Source organism: Lysobacter brunescens (assembly GCF_042677005.1).
GTDB classification, from domain to species: domain Bacteria; phylum Pseudomonadota; class Gammaproteobacteria; order Xanthomonadales; family Xanthomonadaceae; genus Lysobacter_I; species Lysobacter_I brunescens.
This window is the reverse complement of the sequence record NZ_JBHTIF010000005.1, coordinates 78,522-95,388: the sequence shown is the minus strand read 5'-3', so window position 1 is coordinate 95,388 and position 16,867 is coordinate 78,522. Positions and strand designations below refer to the sequence as shown.

17 protein-coding genes are annotated in these 16,867 nt (G+C 69.3%); 8 read left to right on the top strand and 9 right to left on the bottom strand.

The annotated features are described in order from the left end of the window. Genes ACFQ0E_RS17325 through ftsY form a run of 4 tightly spaced genes read right to left on the bottom strand, consistent with a single transcriptional unit; the run spans window position 1 to window position 3,932 of the window. Window positions 1-279: an oxidative damage protection protein gene (locus ACFQ0E_RS17325; RefSeq protein WP_386825977.1), complete on the bottom strand. Its 279-nt coding sequence runs from the start codon at window positions 277-279 to the stop codon at window positions 1-3. A 13-nt stretch (window positions 280-292) separates the two neighbouring features. Further along, on the bottom strand, window positions 293-1,474 hold the full coding sequence (gene mutY / locus ACFQ0E_RS17320) for an A/G-specific adenine glycosylase (RefSeq protein WP_386825975.1): 1,182 nt from the start codon (window positions 1,472-1,474) through the stop codon (window positions 293-295). Next, on the bottom strand, window positions 1,471-2,742 hold the full coding sequence (locus tag ACFQ0E_RS17315; protein ID WP_386825974.1) for a hypothetical protein: 1,272 nt from the start codon (window positions 2,740-2,742) through the stop codon (window positions 1,471-1,473). Before ACFQ0E_RS17315 ends, mutY begins: the two co-directional genes overlap by 4 nt. Continuing rightward, entirely contained in the window at window positions 2,739-3,932 is a 1,194-nt protein-coding gene (gene ftsY, locus ACFQ0E_RS17310) for a signal recognition particle-docking protein FtsY (protein WP_386825972.1), read from the bottom strand. The genes ACFQ0E_RS17315 and ftsY overlap by 4 nt, the downstream gene beginning before the upstream one ends. A gap of 35 nt (window positions 3,933-3,967) precedes the next feature. Between ftsY and rsmD the strand changes: the two genes are divergently transcribed. The 8 genes from rsmD to ACFQ0E_RS17270 all read left to right on the top strand — a co-directional run bounded on the left by rsmD (window position 3,968) and on the right by ACFQ0E_RS17270 (window position 9,856). After that, window positions 3,968-4,576, top strand: coding sequence for a 16S rRNA (guanine(966)-N(2))-methyltransferase RsmD (gene rsmD, locus ACFQ0E_RS17305; protein ID WP_386825970.1), 609 nt, complete (start codon window positions 3,968-3,970; stop codon window positions 4,574-4,576). Between the two features lie 81 nt (window positions 4,577-4,657). Continuing rightward, a complete protein-coding gene (coaD, locus tag ACFQ0E_RS17300) occupies window positions 4,658-5,161 on the top strand; it encodes a pantetheine-phosphate adenylyltransferase (protein WP_386826263.1) in 504 nt (167 codons plus the stop codon). A gap of 169 nt (window positions 5,162-5,330) precedes the next feature. Continuing rightward, window positions 5,331-5,822 (top strand): hypothetical protein, encoded by a 492-nt coding sequence (locus ACFQ0E_RS17295; protein ID WP_386825968.1) that lies wholly within the window; start codon window positions 5,331-5,333, stop codon window positions 5,820-5,822. A gap of 104 nt (window positions 5,823-5,926) precedes the next feature. Next, complete coding sequence (locus tag ACFQ0E_RS17290) at window positions 5,927-6,181, top strand: YfhL family 4Fe-4S dicluster ferredoxin (protein WP_137852842.1); 255 nt, start codon at window positions 5,927-5,929, stop codon at window positions 6,179-6,181. Then, window positions 6,178-7,941: a gamma-glutamyltransferase gene (ggt, locus tag ACFQ0E_RS17285; RefSeq protein WP_386825966.1), complete on the top strand. Its 1,764-nt coding sequence runs from the start codon at window positions 6,178-6,180 to the stop codon at window positions 7,939-7,941. Before ACFQ0E_RS17290 ends, ggt begins: the two co-directional genes overlap by 4 nt. Before the next feature lie 47 nt (window positions 7,942-7,988). After that, window positions 7,989-8,879, top strand: coding sequence for an MBL fold metallo-hydrolase (locus tag ACFQ0E_RS17280; RefSeq protein ID WP_386825964.1), 891 nt, complete (start codon window positions 7,989-7,991; stop codon window positions 8,877-8,879). Next, window positions 8,876-9,427 carry a DUF4166 domain-containing protein gene (locus ACFQ0E_RS17275; RefSeq protein ID WP_386825962.1) on the top strand — a complete coding sequence of 184 codons (552 nt, stop codon included), beginning with the start codon at window positions 8,876-8,878 and terminating at the stop codon, window positions 9,425-9,427. Before ACFQ0E_RS17280 ends, ACFQ0E_RS17275 begins: the two co-directional genes overlap by 4 nt. A 30-nt stretch (window positions 9,428-9,457) precedes the next feature. Then, the gene (locus tag ACFQ0E_RS17270; protein WP_386825961.1) at window positions 9,458-9,856 is read left to right on the top strand and encodes an MAPEG family protein; all 399 of its coding nucleotides are present in this window, start codon (window positions 9,458-9,460) and stop codon (window positions 9,854-9,856) included. A gap of 175 nt (window positions 9,857-10,031) precedes the next feature. Here the strand turns inward: ACFQ0E_RS17270 and ACFQ0E_RS17265 are convergent, their stop codons facing one another. From ACFQ0E_RS17265 to ACFQ0E_RS17245, 5 genes are all read right to left on the bottom strand, one after another. Continuing rightward, window positions 10,032-11,279: a lipoprotein N-acyltransferase Lnb domain-containing protein gene (locus tag ACFQ0E_RS17265; RefSeq protein WP_386825960.1), complete on the bottom strand. Its 1,248-nt coding sequence runs from the start codon at window positions 11,277-11,279 to the stop codon at window positions 10,032-10,034. Then, the gene (locus ACFQ0E_RS17260; protein WP_386825959.1) at window positions 11,269-12,171 is read right to left on the bottom strand and encodes an HlyC/CorC family transporter; all 903 of its coding nucleotides are present in this window, start codon (window positions 12,169-12,171) and stop codon (window positions 11,269-11,271) included. The genes ACFQ0E_RS17265 and ACFQ0E_RS17260 overlap by 11 nt, the downstream gene beginning before the upstream one ends. 166 nt (window positions 12,172-12,337) lie before the next feature. Further along, complete coding sequence (gene ybeY, locus ACFQ0E_RS17255) at window positions 12,338-12,829, bottom strand: rRNA maturation RNase YbeY (RefSeq protein ID WP_386825957.1); 492 nt, start codon at window positions 12,827-12,829, stop codon at window positions 12,338-12,340. Then, on the bottom strand, window positions 12,826-13,851 hold the full coding sequence (locus ACFQ0E_RS17250; protein ID WP_386825955.1) for a PhoH family protein: 1,026 nt from the start codon (window positions 13,849-13,851) through the stop codon (window positions 12,826-12,828). Before ACFQ0E_RS17250 ends, ybeY begins: the two co-directional genes overlap by 4 nt. A 409-nt stretch (window positions 13,852-14,260) precedes the next feature. Beyond that, window positions 14,261-16,591, bottom strand: coding sequence for a glycosyl hydrolase family 18 protein (locus tag ACFQ0E_RS17245; RefSeq protein WP_386825953.1), 2,331 nt, complete (start codon window positions 16,589-16,591; stop codon window positions 14,261-14,263). Window positions 16,592-16,867: the final 276 nt, after the last annotated feature.

The window sequence follows — 16,867 nt, the reverse complement described above, 5'->3', positions numbered from 1 at the left end:
TCAGGCCGTAGGCGCTTCGGGTACGTAGCCGGCGGGCTTCTCCGCGCCGTCGCCGAACAGGAACTTCTCCATCTCGCCCTGCAGGAACTTGCGGTGCTCCGGGTTCATAGGCGAGAGGCGGTTTTCGTTGATCAGCATCGTCTGGTGGACCAGCCATTTCTGCCAGGCGCCCTTGCCGATGCGCGTGTAGACGCGCTGGCCGAGTTCGCCGGGCCACGGCGGGAAATCCAGGCCATCGGTTTCGCGTTGTTCGTGTTCGCAGAATACGGTGCGGGCCATCGGCTCGTGTCTCTCAGGAATGGGGGCGTGTGATCAGGGTGCGGACCGGTGCGGGGATGCCCAGGGCGTCGAACTCGGCGCGCGACACCCAGCGCAGCGGCGGTGTCTCGTCGGCATTGTCCGCGATCGCCCCGCGCAGCGCGACGCCTCGCCACACGCGCGGGTGCATCAGCAGGCGGTAGTGCGTGAATCCGTGGTGCACATCGTCCAGCGTTGTGGCGTCGTCGTAGTCGCCGTCGATGTGCGCATCGAACCAGTGACGCGCGGCATCGTGATCGGGCGCTTCCGGCAGCGACCACAGCGCGGCCCAGATGCCGGTCGATGGCCGGCGCTGCAGCAGTACGCGGCCCTCTGCATCGCGCAGCAGCAGCACGACGGCCCAGCGTTCGGGCAGCGGCTTGCCGGGCTTGGGCGTCGGCAGTTCGTCGGTACGGCCCTCGCGACGCGCGATGCAGTCGTCCTGCAGCGGACACAGCACGCAGGCGGGATCGTGGCGCGTACAGAGCGTCGCACCGAAGTCCATCTGCGCCTGCGTGTAGTCGGCGAGCCGCGCATCGGGCAGCAGCGATTCCGCGATCGACCACAGCCGCTTTTCGTTCGCGGGCAGGCCCGGCCAGCCTTCGACGCCGAACACCCGGCTGAGCACGCGTTTGACGTTGCCGTCGAGGATCGGGAAGGGATCGCCCCAGGCCTGCGACAGGATCGCACCGGCGGTGCTGCGACCGATGCCGGGCAGCGCGACCAGCGCGTCGAGATCGCGCGGCAAGTCGCCGCCGTGCAGTTCGACGCAGCGTTTCGCCGCTGCATGCAGGTTGCGCGCACGGGCGTAGTAGCCGAGGCCGGACCACAGCGCCATCACCTCGTCCTGCGAGGCTTCGGCGAGTGCAGGCAGGTCGGGCAGGGCGGCGACGAAACGCTCGAAATACGGGATCACCACGCGAACCTGGGTCTGCTGCAGCATGATCTCCGACAGCCACACGCGATATGGCGTGCGTGGATGCTGCCAGGGCAGGTCGTGGCGGCCGGACACGTCGAACCAGGCAAGCAGGCGATCGGCGTAGTGCGGCGCCAATGCGGACGAGACAGTGGTTGTGGGAGCGACGCCAGTCGCGTCGCTCTTGCGCTTGCGGGATGCTGTCGCGACTGGCGTCGCTCCCACAGGAGGGGCCTTTCGCTTCGATGGCTTCTCGCTCATTCGACACCTTCATCGTCGATCGCGACATCCACGCCTTCCAGCGTCGCGCCTGAGATCTCCAGCTGCGGCGCGCGCAGCGTGCCATCGAGCGGCGGCAGCGGCGAGCCGCCGACCTGCGCCAGCCAGTCGAGCACGGCGTAGGGGCGGAAGCGGCTGTCGAAGGCCATGGCGTCTCGCCGCAGCGACAGTGCGGTGGTGTCGGACAGATCGGTCCTGCCGTCGTAGCGCAGCGCGAACGGCAGCGGCGAGGTCGACGTGGAGATCGGCGGCGGCAGCGCCGGCCAAGCCTCGGGCCAGCGCGGCAACGTGCCGTCGAGGCGGAGGATCAGCTGCTTGCCCAGCGACAGCGCGCCGTGCGCGTCGAAGGTCGGAACGGGGCTCGTATCGTCGCCGCGCAGCGCGACGCCGGCGGGCGACAGCGTGGCCGTGCCGTCGGCGATGCGCAGCGGGCCATGCAGGCCGAGCGTGAAGGGCAGGCGTGTCTCGCCGGATTCGTAGCGGGCCGCTGCGCCGAGCGTGGCGGGCGTCATCGCGATGCCCTCGTCGCCGATGCGCAGCGGGCCGGAGAGCTTGATCGTGGCGGGCAGGCGCCAGTCGTCGCCCTCGAACGCGAGCGTGCCGACGACGCCAATCCCCGCATTGTTCGCAGGACGACTCATCGCCACGACCAGGTCGAAGGGCAGGTTCAGCGTGCCATCGATCGCGCGGCCACGGATGCGCGCGTGCGCGCGGCGCTGCGCATGCAGCGAGGGTAGGTCGATCGCGAGGCCTTCGACGCGCAGCGTGCCGTCGACGAGGCGGCCGTCGGTGACGCGCAGGCCGTCGCGGAGCACGGGGATCTTTGTTTCCTCGCTCGGCGGGCGTTTCGCCAGCCACGCACGCACGGCAGCGAGATCAATTTCGGGCGCATCCACTTCGACGCGCTGGATCACCACATCCTTGCCGGCGCTGCGCACGCTGGACCATGGCAGCGACAGCAGCACGCGTTTCGCGCGCAGCAGTACGGCGTCGCCGCCGGGTTCGCGCACGACGAAGTCGCGCACGACCAGCTGCGGCGTGCCGCGCAGGCGCGCTTCGGCATCGGGCGATGCGGAGATGTCCAGCGACAGCGCCTTGCCGGCGCGATCGAGGATCAGCGGGACGAGCTGCTTCGGCTGCAGCAGCCAGGTGACGAGCAGCGACAGCGCGGCCAGCAGCGCGCCGAGGACGAGCAGGCGCCGCCGCCAGCGACGCCGAGCTACGGGCGAGGCGGTGCCGGCGTCGCTCACGCGGTGCCGAGCGCGTCCGGCAGCAAGGCGTCGACGAAGGCTTCGGCGTCGAACACGCGCAGGTCTTCCTGACGCTCGCCGATGCCGGCGAAGCGGATCGGAATGCCGAATTCGCGGGCCAGGGCGAACACCACGCCGCCCTTGGCGGTGCCGTCGAGCTTGGTCACCACCAGTCCGGTCACGCCGGCGGCGGCATGGAACTGGCGCAGCTGCGAGAGCGCGTTCTGGCCGGTGGTGCCGTCGATCACCATCAGCACTTCCTGCGGCGCGGATGCGTCGATCTTGCCGAGCACGCGCTTGATCTTGCCCAGTTCGGCCATCAGGCCCTGCTGCGTGTGCAGACGGCCGGCGGTGTCGGCGATGAGCACTTCGGTGCCGCGCGCCTTCGCGGCCTGCAGTGCGTCGAACGCGACCGAAGCGGCATCCGCGTTCTGGCCCTGCGCGACCACGGCGACGCCGTTGCGCTCGCCCCAGGCCTGCAGCTGCGCGACTGCAGCTGCGCGGAAGGTGTCGCCGGCGGCGAGCATCAGGCTGCGACCTTCGGCCTTGAAGCGGTGCGCGAGCTTGCCGATGGTGGTCGTCTTGCCGACGCCGTTCACGCCGACTGTGAGGATCACGAAGGGCTTGTCGTCGGCGATGACGAGGGGTTTCGCCACCGGCTGCAGCATCGCGATCAGGTCGGCGCGCAAGGCGGCGAGCAGGGCGTTGGCGTCGGCGAACTCGCGCGACTTCATGCGCTTGCGCAGCGATTCGACCAGCTGCGTGGTCGCGGTCACGCCGACATCGGCGGTGAGCAGGGCGGTCTCGATCTCGTCGAGCAGGTCGTCGTCGAGGCGCGGGTTGCCGGAGAACAGGCCGCCGAAGGCGCGAGCGAAGCTGCTGTTGCGCAGGCGCTCGCGCCAGCCGGGCTTGCCGGGGGCGGCGGGCAGGGCGGCAGAGGGATCGACGGGAGGCTCGATCGTCGCGGGAGGCTCGGGCGTCGGTTGTACCGGGATGTCTGCGGCGACGGCGATGACCGGGTCGAGCGGCGCGGCTTCCGGCGGATTCGCCGGTGCGGGGCTGAGAGGCGTGGAGTCCGTGGGGGGCGCCGCGTCCGGCTTCTTGCGGCGGAAGAAGGAAATCATCGCGAAGGGGGCCTCGGAGGCGGTGCGGGGCGCGGGTGCGCGCGAACCGCTGCAGGTGTTGGACAATGCCGAATCTTACCACCCGCCCTTCCGGCCCCTCGATGAACCGACGTTCCGCTCCGCCGTCCCGCGCTTCCGGGCGATCCGCGCCAGCCGGCGCCACGCCCGGGACGGTGCGCATCATCGGCGGGCACTGGCGCGGCACGAAGCTGCCGGTGGCGGACGTGGCCGGGCTGCGGCCGACCTCGGACCGGGTGCGCGAGACCCTGTTCAACTGGCTGCAGCCGATCCTGCCCGGGGCGCGCGTGCTCGACCTGTTCGCCGGCAGCGGCGCGCTGGGCCTGGAGGCGGTGTCGCGCGGCGCGCGCGAGGCGGTGCTGGTCGAGCGCGATCCGGCGCTGGCCGCGAACCTGCGCCAGATCGCCGCGCGCCTGCCCGACGGCGACCGCGTCCAGGTGGTCTGCGCCGATGCCCTGGCCTGGCTGCGCGATGCGCCCGGCGGCTTCGACCTGGCCTTCGTCGACCCGCCGTTCGCCGCGAACCTCTGGCGGCCGGCGCTGGACGCGGTGGCGGCGCGGATGGCCGACGATGCCTGGCTGTACGTCGAGGCCCCGCACGAGGCCGATGCGACGCCCGTCGCCGACTGGCAGCCGCATCGTGAAGGCAAGACGCGCGACGTGCGATATGCCGTATACCGTCGCGACGCCTGAACCACACGGTCGCGGACGGGTCGGGGTGCGCTGCTACACTCCGGGCCTCTCCCGCCAGCGATGCCCGCCCGCACCATGAGCATGGATTCCAGCGTCATTCCCGCCGCCCGGATCGCGGTCTATCCCGGCACCTTCGACCCGATCACCAATGGCCATCTCGACCTGGTCGAGCGCGCGGCGCCGCTGTTCGAGCGACTGGTGGTGGGTGTCGCCGAGAGTCCGGGCAAGCGCCCGGCGCTGCCGCTGGCGCAGCGCGTCGACCTGGCGCGCGATTCGCTGTCGCGTTTCCCGAACGTCGAGGTGCGCGGTTTCGACTGCCTGCTCGCCCACTTCGTCCGCGATATCGGCGCCGGCGTACTGCTGCGTGGTCTCCGCGCGGTGTCGGACTTCGAATACGAATTCCAGCTGGCGAGCATGAACCGCCACCTGATCCCCAACGTCGAGACCCTGTTCCTCACCCCGGCCGAACAGTACGGCTTCATTTCGTCGTCGCTGGTGCGCGAAGTCGCGCGCCTGGGCGGCGACGTGTCGGGCTTCGTGCCGCCTGCGGTGAACCGCGCGCTGCTGGCCGAGTGGAGCCGCTGACGGGGGCGGACCTCGGATTGCGGAAGCCGGATTGCCGGATGTGCCGGGCGGGGGAACCCTCGTCCCCGGGCTCGACCCGGTGCACTACAATCGGCGCGGACGGCCCATCGGGGCCGCGCAGCTTTCCACCCCACCACACCACGAACCACACCAGAGGGGAGATCGACTCATGAACACCATCGCACGCCTGCTGATGATCGCCGTCCTCGCGCTGCCGCTTGCGGCCTGCAACAAGGCCGAGGAGGCCCCGAAGGCAGCGGAGAAGGCCCCGGTCAGCGCACCCGTCAACGACGACGCCAGCGCCTGGCGCGCCTACGTCACCGACGTGGTCGGCCGGCACATGGACGGCGTGACCAGCGCGCCGTTCGTCTACCTGCTGCCGTCCGAGGCGTCCGCCGACTTCCAGGGCAGCTACGACCGTCTGCTCGACAAGGCCAAGTCCGACGTCTCGCGCGGCATCCTCAAGGGCAACATGCTGGCCTTCGCGTCGCCGAATTCGGCGAAGACCGCCGACATGATCGTGGCCGCGTTCGCCGACGTGAAGCCGGACAAGCTCAAGGGCGTGAAGCTGGTCTTCATCGGCAAGGCCGAGGACGACGAGCGTGTGAAGACGGCGGTGTCCGCATCGGGCATCAACTACATCTTCGTCGAAGCCAAGTGATCGCGCTTCGGTGATCCCGGACGGACGGGGACGCGCCATCGCGTCCCCGTCGTCTTTCCAGCCGCCGGAAAGCAGTCCTCCGCAGGCGAGCCCGTGATGCCCCCATGTCGCTGAAGATCAACGAACTCTGCGTCAACTGCGATGTCTGCGAGCCGGCCTGCCCGAACCGCGCCATCTCGCAGGGCGAAGTCATCTACGTGATCGACCCGGCGCGCTGCACCGAGTGCGTCGGCCATTACGACGAACCGCAGTGCGTCGTCGTCTGTCCGGTCGAATGCATCGATCCGGATCCCGAATTCCCCGAGTCGCACGAAGCCTTGCTGGCCAAGCTCGCGCGCCTGCAGAAGGAAGAGCCATGAAGACCGTTCGCTGGGCGCTGCATGCGGCGCTGTCCTCGGTGCTGTTGCTGTCGCCGCTCCTGTCGTCGAATGCGCAGGCCGCGCAGGCACCCGATACCGCAACGGCCGCGCGCCCGCCCGGCGCCGCGATCGCGAGTGCGCATGCCCTCGCCACCGATGCCGGCCTGGAGATCCTGCGCCAGGGTGGCAACGCCTTCGATGCCGCAGTCGCGGTGTCGTCGGTGCTGTCGGTGGTCGAACCGATCTCCTCGGGGATCGGCGGCGGCGGATTCTTCCTGCTGCACGATGCGAAGACCGGCCAGGACCATTTCATCGATGCGCGCGAGATCGCGCCGGCCTCGGCCACGCCGGAGGCCTACCTCAAGCCAGACGGCAGCTTCGACCGCGACCGCGCCGAGAACGGTCCGTGGTCGGCGGGCATTCCCGGCCTGCCTGCCGGGCTGGTGCACCTGGCCACGAACCACGGCCGCCTGCCGCTGAAGGCGTCGCTGGCGCCGGCGATCCGCATCGCGCGCGAGGGCTTCCCGGTCTACGCGAGGTTCGCCAAGGGCTACGCCAGCCGTCGCGACGTGATGGAGCGCTACAAGGGCACGCGCGCGGTGTTCCTCGCCGATGGCGATGCGCCCGAAGAGGGCGAGATCCTCAGGCAGCCCGACCTGGCGCGCACGCTCGAACTGCTGGCTGAGCAGGGCTTCGACGGTTTCTATCGCGGCCCGGTGGCGAAGAAGCTGCTCGCCGGCGTGAAGGCCGAGGGCGGGCGCTGGACCGCCGAAGAACTGGCCGGCTATCGCGTCCGCGAGCGCGCGCCGCTGCGTTTCGAATACGACGGCTGGCAGATCGTCACCTCGCCGCCGCCGTCGTCCGGCGGCATCGCGCTGGCCCAGATGCTGCAGATGCTCGAACCCTGGGACCTGGCGAAACTGCCACAGGCCGAGCGCGTGCACCTGACCGTCGAGGCGATGCGCCGCGCCTACCGCGATCGCACCTTCTTCCTCGGCGATCCGGATTTCGTGAAGATCCCGGTGCGCCAGCTGATGAGCCGCGACTATGCCGCCGGCCAGCGCTCGACGATCAACCCGCGCAAGGCCACGCCCAGCGACCTGCTGTCGGGCGAACAGACGCCGATGGAAGACGACGAGACCACGCACTTCTCGATCATCGACGCCGAAGGCAATCGCGTCGCGGCCACGCAGACGGTGAACCTGTTGTTCGGCTCGGGCATGGTCGTGCCCGGCACCGGCGTGCTGCTCAACAACGAGATGGACGATTTCGCGCTCAAGCCCGGTACGCCCAATGCGTTCGGGGTGATGGGCTACGCCGCCAACGCGCCGAAGCCGGGCAAGCGCATGCTCAGCTCGATGACCCCGACCTTCATGGTGTCGCAGGACCGTGTGGCGGTGCTCGGCACGCCTGGCGGCAGCCGGATCATCACCATGGTGTTGCTCGGCATCCTCGGCTATGCCGATGGCCTGGACGCGCAGGCGGTCGCAGCGCTGCCGCGCTTCCACCACCAGTGGATGCCCGATGCGATCGGCATCGAGCGCGACGCGCTGCCGGACGACGTGGTCGCCGCGCTGCGCGCGATGGGCCACACCGTCAACTCGCCGAAGGAAGCGCCCGCCGGCCGCCGCTCCAGCGACGCCTGGGGCAACCTGCAGACCGTGGAATGGGATCGTCGCGCCAACGTGCTGCGTGGCGGCACCGATCCGCGCAATCCGGTGGGCAAGGCGGCGGTGGTGAACACCTCGCCGGCGCCCTGATCTCCCTGCACAACGATCCGCTCGCGACATCCACGGAGGCATCCGCGATGAAACTCTGGTCACTCCTCGGCAATTCGCAGAAGCTCGACGGCGGCGCGATGTTCGGCAACGCGCCGCGTGCGGTGTGGGAAAAGTGGTCGCCGCCCGACGCGCAGAATCGCATCGTACTGGCCTGCCGTGCGCTGCTGGCCTCGCCACTGAACGGCAAGGCCGTGCTGTTCGAGACCGGCATCGGCGCGTTCTTCGAACCGAAGCTGCGCGAGCGTTACGGCGTGGTCGAGGAGCGCCACGTGCTTCTCGATTCGCTGGCAGCGGCGGGCTTCTCGCACGAGGACATCGACGTCGTCGTGCTCTCGCACCTGCACTTCGACCATGCCGGCGGCCTGCTCGCGCCCTGGCGCGAAGGCGCGGCGCCGTCACTGCTGTTCCCGAATGCCACCTTCGTGGTCAGTCGCGGTTGCTGGGAACGTGCGTTGGCGCCGCATCCGCGCGACCGCGCCAGCTTCATTCCGGAACTGCCGGGCCTGCTCGAAGCCAGTGGCCGGCTGGAGATCGTCGATGGCGCGCATTGCGCGGCGCTCGGCGACAGCGTGCGTTTCCACTACAGCGACGGCCACACGCCCGGGCTGATGCTGGCCGAGATCGTCGGCCCGGAGAGCATCGACGGAGAGGCCCACGGCGGCGTGGTGTTCTGCGCCGACCTGATCCCGGGCCGGCCGTGGGTGCACGTCCCGATCACCATGGGTTACGACCGCAATCCCGAACTGCTGATCGACGAGAAGCGCGCCTTCCTCGACGACAAGCTCTCGCGTGGCGTGCACCTGTTCTTCACCCACGATCCCGACTGCGCCCTGGCGCGCGTGGTGCGCGACGACAAGGGGCGCTACGGCACCGACCACGAGGTGCCGGCGCTGCAGGCGAGGGCGCTGCACGCTTGAGCGGCGCGACGCCGGTCGAAGCCTGGTTCGGCGATGGCTTCGCGCGTCTGCATCCATCGCTGCAGTCGCTGCATCGCGAGGGTGGTCGGCTCGAAGGCCGTGTCAGCTTCCGCGTCGGCCGCGGGCTTGCGGGCACGATCGGACGACGCGTGCTGCGCCGGCTCGGCATCGATCCCGCATCGCCGGAACAGCGATTGGTGGTCGACATCCGGCATGTGGACGGCGTGCTGCGCTGGGCCCGGCGCTTCGGCGACGGACAGGAGGCGGTGTCGTGGTTCCGGCCGGTCGGCCGCTGGCCCGATGGGCATTGGGAAGAACGCGCCGGGCCATTGAAGCTCCGGTTGATGGTCGATACCGATGGCGGTGGCTGGCGCTGGCGGCAGATCGGTTGCCGGCTGTGGCGACTCCCGCTGCCGGCGTGGCTGGCCCCGGCAGTGGACGCAGGCAAGCGGATCGAAGACGGACACTATCGGTTCGATGTCGCGATCCGCTTGCCGCTGCTGGGTGAAATCCTGGCTTGGGGCGGCCACCTGCGCATGGCATGCTGAGGGCGATTCCCCTCTCTTCACGGACGCCCCATGCCCAAGATCACCCTGCTGTTCGCTTCCCTCCACGTCCTCTTGCTGCTGCTGCTCGCAGTGCGCGTGGTCGCGCATCGCCGCAGCGCGAAGATCGGCCTGGGCGACGGCGGCGACAAGCCGCTGATGAAGAAGATGCGGGCGCACGCCAATTTCGTCGAATACGTGCCGATGGCGCTGATCCTGCTCGGCCTGCTGGAGCTGTCCGGCCTCGGTGCGATGTGGCTGTGGATCTGCGGCGGCGCCCTGTTGCTGGGACGCGTGCTGCATGCGATCGGCCTGTCGCGCAGCGCGGGCACCTCGTTCGGACGGTTCTGGGGCACCCTGCTGACCTGGGGCGCCCTCGTGCTCATGGCCGGGATCGGCGTCGGCATGAGCCTGCGCTGGCTGGCGGGCTGACAGGTATCGGCGAGACGAGCCCTGCGTTTGTGGGAGCGACGCAAGTCGCGACCCGCCTCCCGGTAACGCCTGGATGTCGCGACTTGCGTCGCTCCCACGACAAGCGGATCTCTCGATTTCGCACCGTGCGTTCGCTTCTTTCAGCGGCGCGAACCACATGCGTTGAAATGGACGATCAATCCCTCGACGGATTGCTTCGCCACGCGATCCACGCCCACAGCGCGTGGATCGGCAGCAGCAGCGCGACCCAGTGCGCATTCGCCTGCGGCACGCGCTCTGTCCAGCCCAGCAGCATGGCCAGCACGCTGCCGACCGCCACGGCCAACGCGGCCCAGTGGAACAACGCGCCGGGCGACCGCCCGCGCATCCGGCGCCATGCGCCCGGCACCAGGGCCAGCGCCAGCGGCGAGAACAGCAGGATGTTGCGATTCGCCCAGCCGAAGCGGTGCTCGGTGCCCAGCCAGACGCACAGCATCACCGCGCCCAGCACGCCGCAGGCCAGCCAGAAGGCAAGCGCGAGGCCTGAGGAGGTCCGCTTCGCGCGTCCGTCCAGCCACGCCCAGGCCAGCACCACGCCCAGGCCGGCGAGCAGCCAGCGCCACCAGACCAGCGGGAATTCGGCCGGTTCGGGGGCGATGCGATGCGGTGCGACGCGCTCCTCGCGCAGCACCAGCGGCCGCCCGTCGGGCAGGCGCGCGTCGCGCAGGCCATCGGCCAAGCGCATCGGCACGTAGGCGTCTTCCCAGCGCGACAGCGGCAGGTCGGAACTCGGCCCGAGCGCGATGTCGAAACCCAGCCACATCCACGGCGCCGGCGAGGCCAGGCGCACCGCTTCGCCACGATAGGTGTTGCCCTGCGAGCGGACCGCCAGCTGCGGCCTGAGCGTGCCGTCGAGCGCGCGGTCGATGGCGTCGCGCACGCGCGTGGCGCAGTTGTCGACGAAATAGTCGTAGCGATAGCGGGCGTTCTCCGGGCGGGCGTTCTCGGCCAGGGCCGCCGCAAGCGCGGTGGCGCGCGCGTCGTCCAGATCCAGCCACTGGATCGTGACGCCGCGACCGCTGTCGAGGTAGTACTGCAGGTCCTGCCGCCAGGGCAGTTCGACGAGGAGGTACATCATCTCGCCCTTCACGAAGCGGCCGACGAAGCCGGCTTCCTCCATGTCGAAGTAGCCGAAGTTGTAGGAGATCGGCTCGCCGCGCACGCTGCCGTCGGCTGCGACATCGACCACGACGATCGCGTTGTGGCCGAAGCGTTCGAAGAAGATCTCGCCCGGCGCCATCGTCGCAACGCCGATGCGCGGCGCGGCCTGCGCGGCCAGTGAGCCGCACAGCCAGCAGGACAGGACGATGAGGACGAACGCGGCGGCGCGGACGAAGACCGCCGCATGCATGGACGCGGCGGCCACCCGGGACTCAGGCGCCATGCACGCTCACGTGCAGCGTGTGCAGGCGGCGTGCGTCGGCGCGTGCGACGCGGAAACCGAAGCGACCCAGCGACAGTTCCTCGCCGGCTTCGGGCAGGTGGCCGATCGCAGCGGTGATCAGCCCGCCGATGGTGTCGTACTCGTCGTCGGTGAAGTCGGCGCCGAAGCGGGTGTTGAAGTCGGAGATCGGGGTGAGCGCGTCGACCAGGTACTGGCCGTCGGCCTGCGCTGCGATCAGCGCGTTCGGATCCTCTGCATCGTCGTGCTCGTCGTCGATCTCGCCGACGATCTGCTCCAGCACGTCCTCGATGGTCACCAGGCCGCCGACGCCGCCGTATTCGTCGATCACGATCGCCATGTGATTGCGCGACTGGCGGAACTCGCGCAGCAGGATGTCCAGGCGCTTGCTTTCCGGCACCAGCACCGCCGGCCGAAGCAGTTCGCGGACCGTGCCCGGGCCGTTGTCGGCGACCACGCCGCGCAGCAGGTCCTTGGCGAGCAGGATGCCGAGGATCTCGTCCTTGTCCTCGCCATGCACCGGGAAGCGCGAGTGGCCGGATTCGACCACCTGCTGCATCAGCGACAGGAACTTGCCGTCCACCGGCAGCACCACCATCTGCGCGCGCGGCACCATGATGTCGCCGACGGTGAGGGCGGAAATGGAGACAGCGCCTTCCATGATGCGCAGGGTGTCGGCGTCGATCACGCCGTCGGCCTGCACGTCGCGCAGCAGCTCGACCAGGTCTTCCTGGTTGTCCGGTTCGCCTGAAATGGCCGCGCTCAGGCGCGAAAGCCAGGAGCGATGGCGGTTGTCGACTTTCCTGTCGGTACGGGTCGGGTCGGCGGCCTTGGCGGCGCCGTCCTGCGTGCGGGTACTGTCGTCCTCGGGCATTGCAGTGGGTTCATCGCCCCGGTGGGGCGGGGCGACCAGTGTAGCGGAGCGGGGCTGGGGGCGCATGCCGGCCTGTCTTTGCGGAGCGCCAGGCGACGACAAATCATTGATTGCCCTGGCGTCCTGCTCCGGGGGGCGGGCGCGGGGCATCGGGGGGGCAACGGTGTCAGTCGAGGACCCGGTAGGGGTCTTCGATGCCCAGTTCGGCGAGGATCTCGCGCTCGAGCTGCTCCATGCACTCGGCCTCGCGCTCGTCCTGGTGGTCCATGCCCAGCAGGTGCAGCACGCCGTGGACGGTGAGGTGGGCGTAGTGGTGCGCGACGGGCTTGGCCTGTTCGGCGGCCTCGCGCGCCACCACCGGTGCGCACAGCACCAGGTCGCCCATCAGCGGCATGGTCACGCCCTTGGGCAGCTTCACGCCCTCGGGCAGGTCGCCGGGGAAGCTGAGCACATTCGTCGCGTAGTCCTTGCCCCGGTAGTGCCGGTTCAGCGCGCGACCTTCCTCCTCGTCGACGATGCGGATCGCCAGGTCGGCCTCGCGGATGCGCCCTTTCAGCGCGACCGCGACCCAGCGGCGGAAACTCGTCGCCGCCGGCACGCCCGCACGTGGCGCGGCGTAGCCGACGGCGACATCGAGACGGGTGGGGCCTTGGGTCATGTCGAGTCGCCGGTGTTGTTGTTCTGCTTCGCTCGGGCGTCATGCGCCGCCTTCGCCTCGTACGCCCGCACGATCTTCGCCACCAGCGGATGGCGGACCACGTCGCGCGCCTCGAAGAAGGTGAAGCTGACGCCCTCGACCTCGCGCAGCACGTCCACGGCGTCGCGCAGGCCGGATTTCACGTGCTTGGGCAGGTCGATCTGGCTGAGGTCGCCGGTGACCACGGCGGTGCTGCCGAAGCCGAGGCGGGTGAGGAACATCTTCATCTGCTCGACGGTGGTGTTCTGCGCTTCGTCGAGGATCACGAACGCGTCGTTGAGCGTGCGTCCGCGCATGTAGGCCAGCGGCGCAATCTCGATGACGTTCTTTTCCAGGAGTTTCGCGACCTTTTCGACGCCGAGCATCTCGTACAGCGCGTCGTACAGCGGACGCAGGTAGGGATCGACCTTCTGGGTGAGATCGCCGGGCAGGAAGCCGAGCTTCTCGCCTGCTTCCACCGCCGGGCGCACGAGGATGATGCGCTGGATCCGCGAGGAGTTCAGTGCTTCGACCGCCATGGCCACGGCGAGGAAGGTCTTGCCGGTGCCGGCCGGGCCGATGCCGAAATTGATGTCGTGGGTGGCGATGAGGTGCAGGTATTTCTGCTGGTTGGCACCGCGTCCGCGCACGGTGCCGCGCTTGACCTTCACCGCGACCTCCTGTGCCTGGTAGTCAGCATTGGCGGAGGTCCGCGGCGATGCGTCGTCCGGGCCCAGGCGCAGGTGGATGGCGTGTGCGTCGAAGGTGGTGCCGGCGGCCTCGTCGTAGAGCGCGCGCAGCAGTTTTTCGACATCGGCGACTGCCGACTCGTCGTCGCCGCTGACGCGGAAGAGGTTGCCGCGGTTCGCGATCTGCACGCCGCGCCGGAGTTCGATCTGGCGCAGGTGGGCGTCGAAGGGGCCGGCGAGGTTGGCGAGGCGTTCCGGATCGGCCGGGTCCAGCGCGAAATCGCGGCTGTGGGCGTGTGCAGCATGGGTTTGCATGATGGGTCTCAGGGTAGCGCGTGGGCCCGGTGGGCGCCATCGCGGGAGGTGGTGGCCCTGGTGGGCCGGGCGTCGTGAGGCGCGGGCTGAGCCGCGCATCCGGAGGCGGTGGAAGACAGGGGCGTTGCGATGCCACGGAGGCCGCCTGTTGCGGCGCGGCAGGGCCTGGAGGGTCGGCCGCGTCGGGGCAGGATCATACGCCGATCAGGCGTGACGGGCATCCCGCCGGGCGCCCGGACATGAATGTGGGCAGGCTGCGCGATGGTCGTGCAAAAAGAAGCGCGCGGCCACTGCCGGGGCGGCATGGCCGGAAAAGAAGAACGCCCCGGGAAGCCGGGGCAGCATCACTAAATGAAGAACGCCCCGGCAAGCCGGGGCGTTCGGTGTGTCGCGGTATCGCGGGCGGGACTTACTGCAAACCGGTCTTGATCGCGTTGGCGAGCGTGCCGTTCGCGTCGTCGCCGCTGAACTCCCAGAAGAACGCGCCGCCGAGGCCCTGCGCCTTCACGTAGTTCATCTTGGTCTGGATCATCGCCGGCGTGTCGAAGCTCCAGAAGGTGGTGCCGTTGTAGATCCACGTCGCCATGGCATCGTTGTCGGTGTACACCGGCCAGTTGAGGTTGCGCAGAACCTTGTAGTCCTCATTGCCCGCTTCGTACGTGCCGGGCGCTGCGGTGCCGCTCTGGTAGAGGCCGTTGGTGCCACCGTTGGGAACGTTGGTCCAGCCACGTCCGTAGAAGCCGATGCCCAGCGTCAGCTTGCTCGCAGGCACGCCGCGCGAGCGGAAGGCTTCGATCGCATCATTGCTGTTGTAGAAGCGCTGGTCGCCGGTGGACGGATCGCGCGGCGAGGCGAACAGGGCGGTGTGATGGTTGGTCTTCGGCTCCCACGTGCCGTGGAAGTCGTAGGTCATCACGTTGATGAAGTCGAGGTACTGGTGGTAAGCGCCCGGGTCGGTGACGCGGATCTTGTCGATGCCGGCGCCGGCGGCGATGGTCAGCAGCAGGCCGGGGCGCACTGCGTCGAGCTGGCGGCGGAACTCGGCCAGCAGCGCCGTGAAGTTGGCATTGTCCTCAGGCGTACCGCAGCTCAGGCCGCAGGCGACCGGGTACTCCCAGTCGAGGTCGATGCCGTCGAACACGCCAAGCGCAGCACCCGGGCCACCGGCATTGTCGGTGACTGGCAGATTGCCCTTGATGTAGGCATCGATGCACGAGGCGACGAAGGCCTGGCGGTTTTCCGGTCGTGCCGCGCTTGCGAAGCCGCGCGACCAGGTCCAGCCACCGAGCGAGATCAGTACCTTGATGTTCGGGTGCTTGGCCTTGAGCTGCTTGAGCTGGTTCCAGTTGCCACGCAGCTTCTGGTCCCAGGTGTCGGCTACGCCGCTCACGCTCTCGGCCGCGCTGAACGCCTTGGTGTAGTCGGCGAATGCATCGCCGCCGGCACCGGTCTGCTCGTTGGTCGGAATGGTCTCGCCGACTTCGCAGCGGTTGTTGCGCACGTTGCCGAAGGCGTAGTTGATGTGCGTGATCTTCGCTGCCGAGCCGCTGGTGTCGATGTTCTTCACGCGATAGTTGCGGCCGTAGATGCCCCACTGCGCGAAGTAGCCGATGATCCGCTTGCTCCCGCCGGGCGGGTTGCCCTGCGTGCTCACCGTGATCGCACTGCTGAGCGCCGACGCATTGCCGGCGGCATCGCGTGCGCGCACCTGGAAGCTGTACGACGTGGATGCCGACAGCCCGGTGGCCGTGTAGCTGGTGCCGGTGGGCGAGGCGATCAGCGTGCCGCCGCGATACACGTCGTAACCGGCGACGCCGACGTTGTCGGTCGACGCGTTCCAGCTCAGCGCGATGCTGTTGCTGGTCTGCGAGGGCGAGGACAGGCCGCCCGGCACGCTCGGCGCGGTGGTGTCGGTCGGATTGGCCTGCGTGCTGACCGACAATGCGGCACTGAGCGCCGACGCATTGCCGGCGGCGTCGCGCGCGCGGACCTGGAAGCTGTACGCGGTGGAGGCCACCAGCCCGGTGGCGGTATAGCTGGTGCCGGTGGGCGAGGCGATCAGCGTACCGCCGCGATACACGTCGTAGCCGGCGACGCCGACGTTGTCGGTCGACGCGTTCCAGCTCAGCGAGATGCTGTTGCTGGTCTGCGAGGGTGAGGCCAGGCCGGCGGGCACGCTGGGCGGTGTCGTATCGCCGGACTGCGGCTGCACGGTGATCGACACCGCTGCCGAAGTCGCGGTGGCGCCGAGGTTGTCGGTGGCGACGGCGGTGAGCGAATAGCTGCCGGCGGCTGCGCCGCTCCAGGTCACGCTGTAGGGCGCGCTGGTGTCGACGCCGAGCGACATGGTGCCGCGAAAGAATTCCACGCGTGCGACGCTGCCGTCGGCATCGCTGGCGTTGGCGCTGACGGCGATGTTCGCACCTGCAGCGACGCTGCTGCCGGCCGTCGGCGCGGTGAGCGACACGCTCGGCGACTGGTTGCCGCCGATGCTGCAGCTGCCGAGATCCTTGTACCAGCCGCAGCTGCTGCAATAGGTTGGCGGTGCGTTCCAGATGTTGATCTGGGCTTCGTAAAGGCGGCCCTGGTAGACCAGCTTGTCGCCGGGCTTGTACTGCGTGCTGGCGTTCCATTCGGGGACGCCGCTGCAGCTGACGGTCTGCGCGAACGCGCTGGAACTCCATGCGAGCGCGAACAGGCACGACAGTGCGAGTTTCTTTCCTGTGGACGGGTAAAGCATCGTCTTGCTCCGATGTGACGGCCCATGTCCCGGGCCGATTGAATGCGATGACCGGCGGGGGCCGGTCGCCATTCCCCCTGAAAACCGCAAAAACGTCCCGCACCGCGTCGTTGCGTCGACGCGGAATGTGTCTGCGCGGCGATGGGTCCGCGCCTGGACGAACGCATCCGCGGCGCGTTCGTGCGCGCCGTCGCTGCGTATCGAAGTGGATGCCGTACCGGGTCCTGTTACGACGCCGGCACCGGCCATGTCTGTCCGGGATCAGTGCCCGGAAAC

What these genes read in the sequence shown, in the direction of transcription:
- ggt (WP_386825966.1), top strand. Translation starts at nt 6,178, where the DNA reads ATGAAGACCGTTCGCTGGGCGCTGCATGCGGCGCTGTCCTCGGTGCTG.
- ACFQ0E_RS17245 (WP_386825953.1), bottom strand. Translation starts at nt 16,591, where the DNA reads ATGCTTTACCCGTCCACAGGAAAGAAACTCGCACTGTCGTGCCTGTTC.
- ybeY (WP_386825957.1), bottom strand. Translation starts at nt 12,829, where the DNA reads ATGACCCAAGGCCCCACCCGTCTCGATGTCGCCGTCGGCTACGCCGCG.
- ACFQ0E_RS17265 (WP_386825960.1), bottom strand. Translation starts at nt 11,279, where the DNA reads ATGGCGCCTGAGTCCCGGGTGGCCGCCGCGTCCATGCATGCGGCGGTC.
- ACFQ0E_RS17270 (WP_386825961.1), top strand. Translation starts at nt 9,458, where the DNA reads ATGCCCAAGATCACCCTGCTGTTCGCTTCCCTCCACGTCCTCTTGCTG.
- coaD (WP_386826263.1), top strand. Translation starts at nt 4,658, where the DNA reads ATGGATTCCAGCGTCATTCCCGCCGCCCGGATCGCGGTCTATCCCGGC.
- rsmD (WP_386825970.1), top strand. Translation starts at nt 3,968, where the DNA reads ATGAACCGACGTTCCGCTCCGCCGTCCCGCGCTTCCGGGCGATCCGCG.
- mutY (WP_386825975.1), bottom strand. Translation starts at nt 1,474, where the DNA reads ATGAGCGAGAAGCCATCGAAGCGAAAGGCCCCTCCTGTGGGAGCGACG.
- ACFQ0E_RS17325 (WP_386825977.1), bottom strand. Translation starts at nt 279, where the DNA reads ATGGCCCGCACCGTATTCTGCGAACACGAACAACGCGAAACCGATGGC.
- ACFQ0E_RS17260 (WP_386825959.1), bottom strand. Translation starts at nt 12,171, where the DNA reads ATGCCCGAGGACGACAGTACCCGCACGCAGGACGGCGCCGCCAAGGCC.
- ACFQ0E_RS17280 (WP_386825964.1), top strand. Translation starts at nt 7,989, where the DNA reads ATGAAACTCTGGTCACTCCTCGGCAATTCGCAGAAGCTCGACGGCGGC.
- ACFQ0E_RS17250 (WP_386825955.1), bottom strand. Translation starts at nt 13,851, where the DNA reads ATGCAAACCCATGCTGCACACGCCCACAGCCGCGATTTCGCGCTGGAC.
- ACFQ0E_RS17290 (WP_137852842.1), top strand. Translation starts at nt 5,927, where the DNA reads ATGTCGCTGAAGATCAACGAACTCTGCGTCAACTGCGATGTCTGCGAG.
- ACFQ0E_RS17295 (WP_386825968.1), top strand. Translation starts at nt 5,331, where the DNA reads ATGAACACCATCGCACGCCTGCTGATGATCGCCGTCCTCGCGCTGCCG.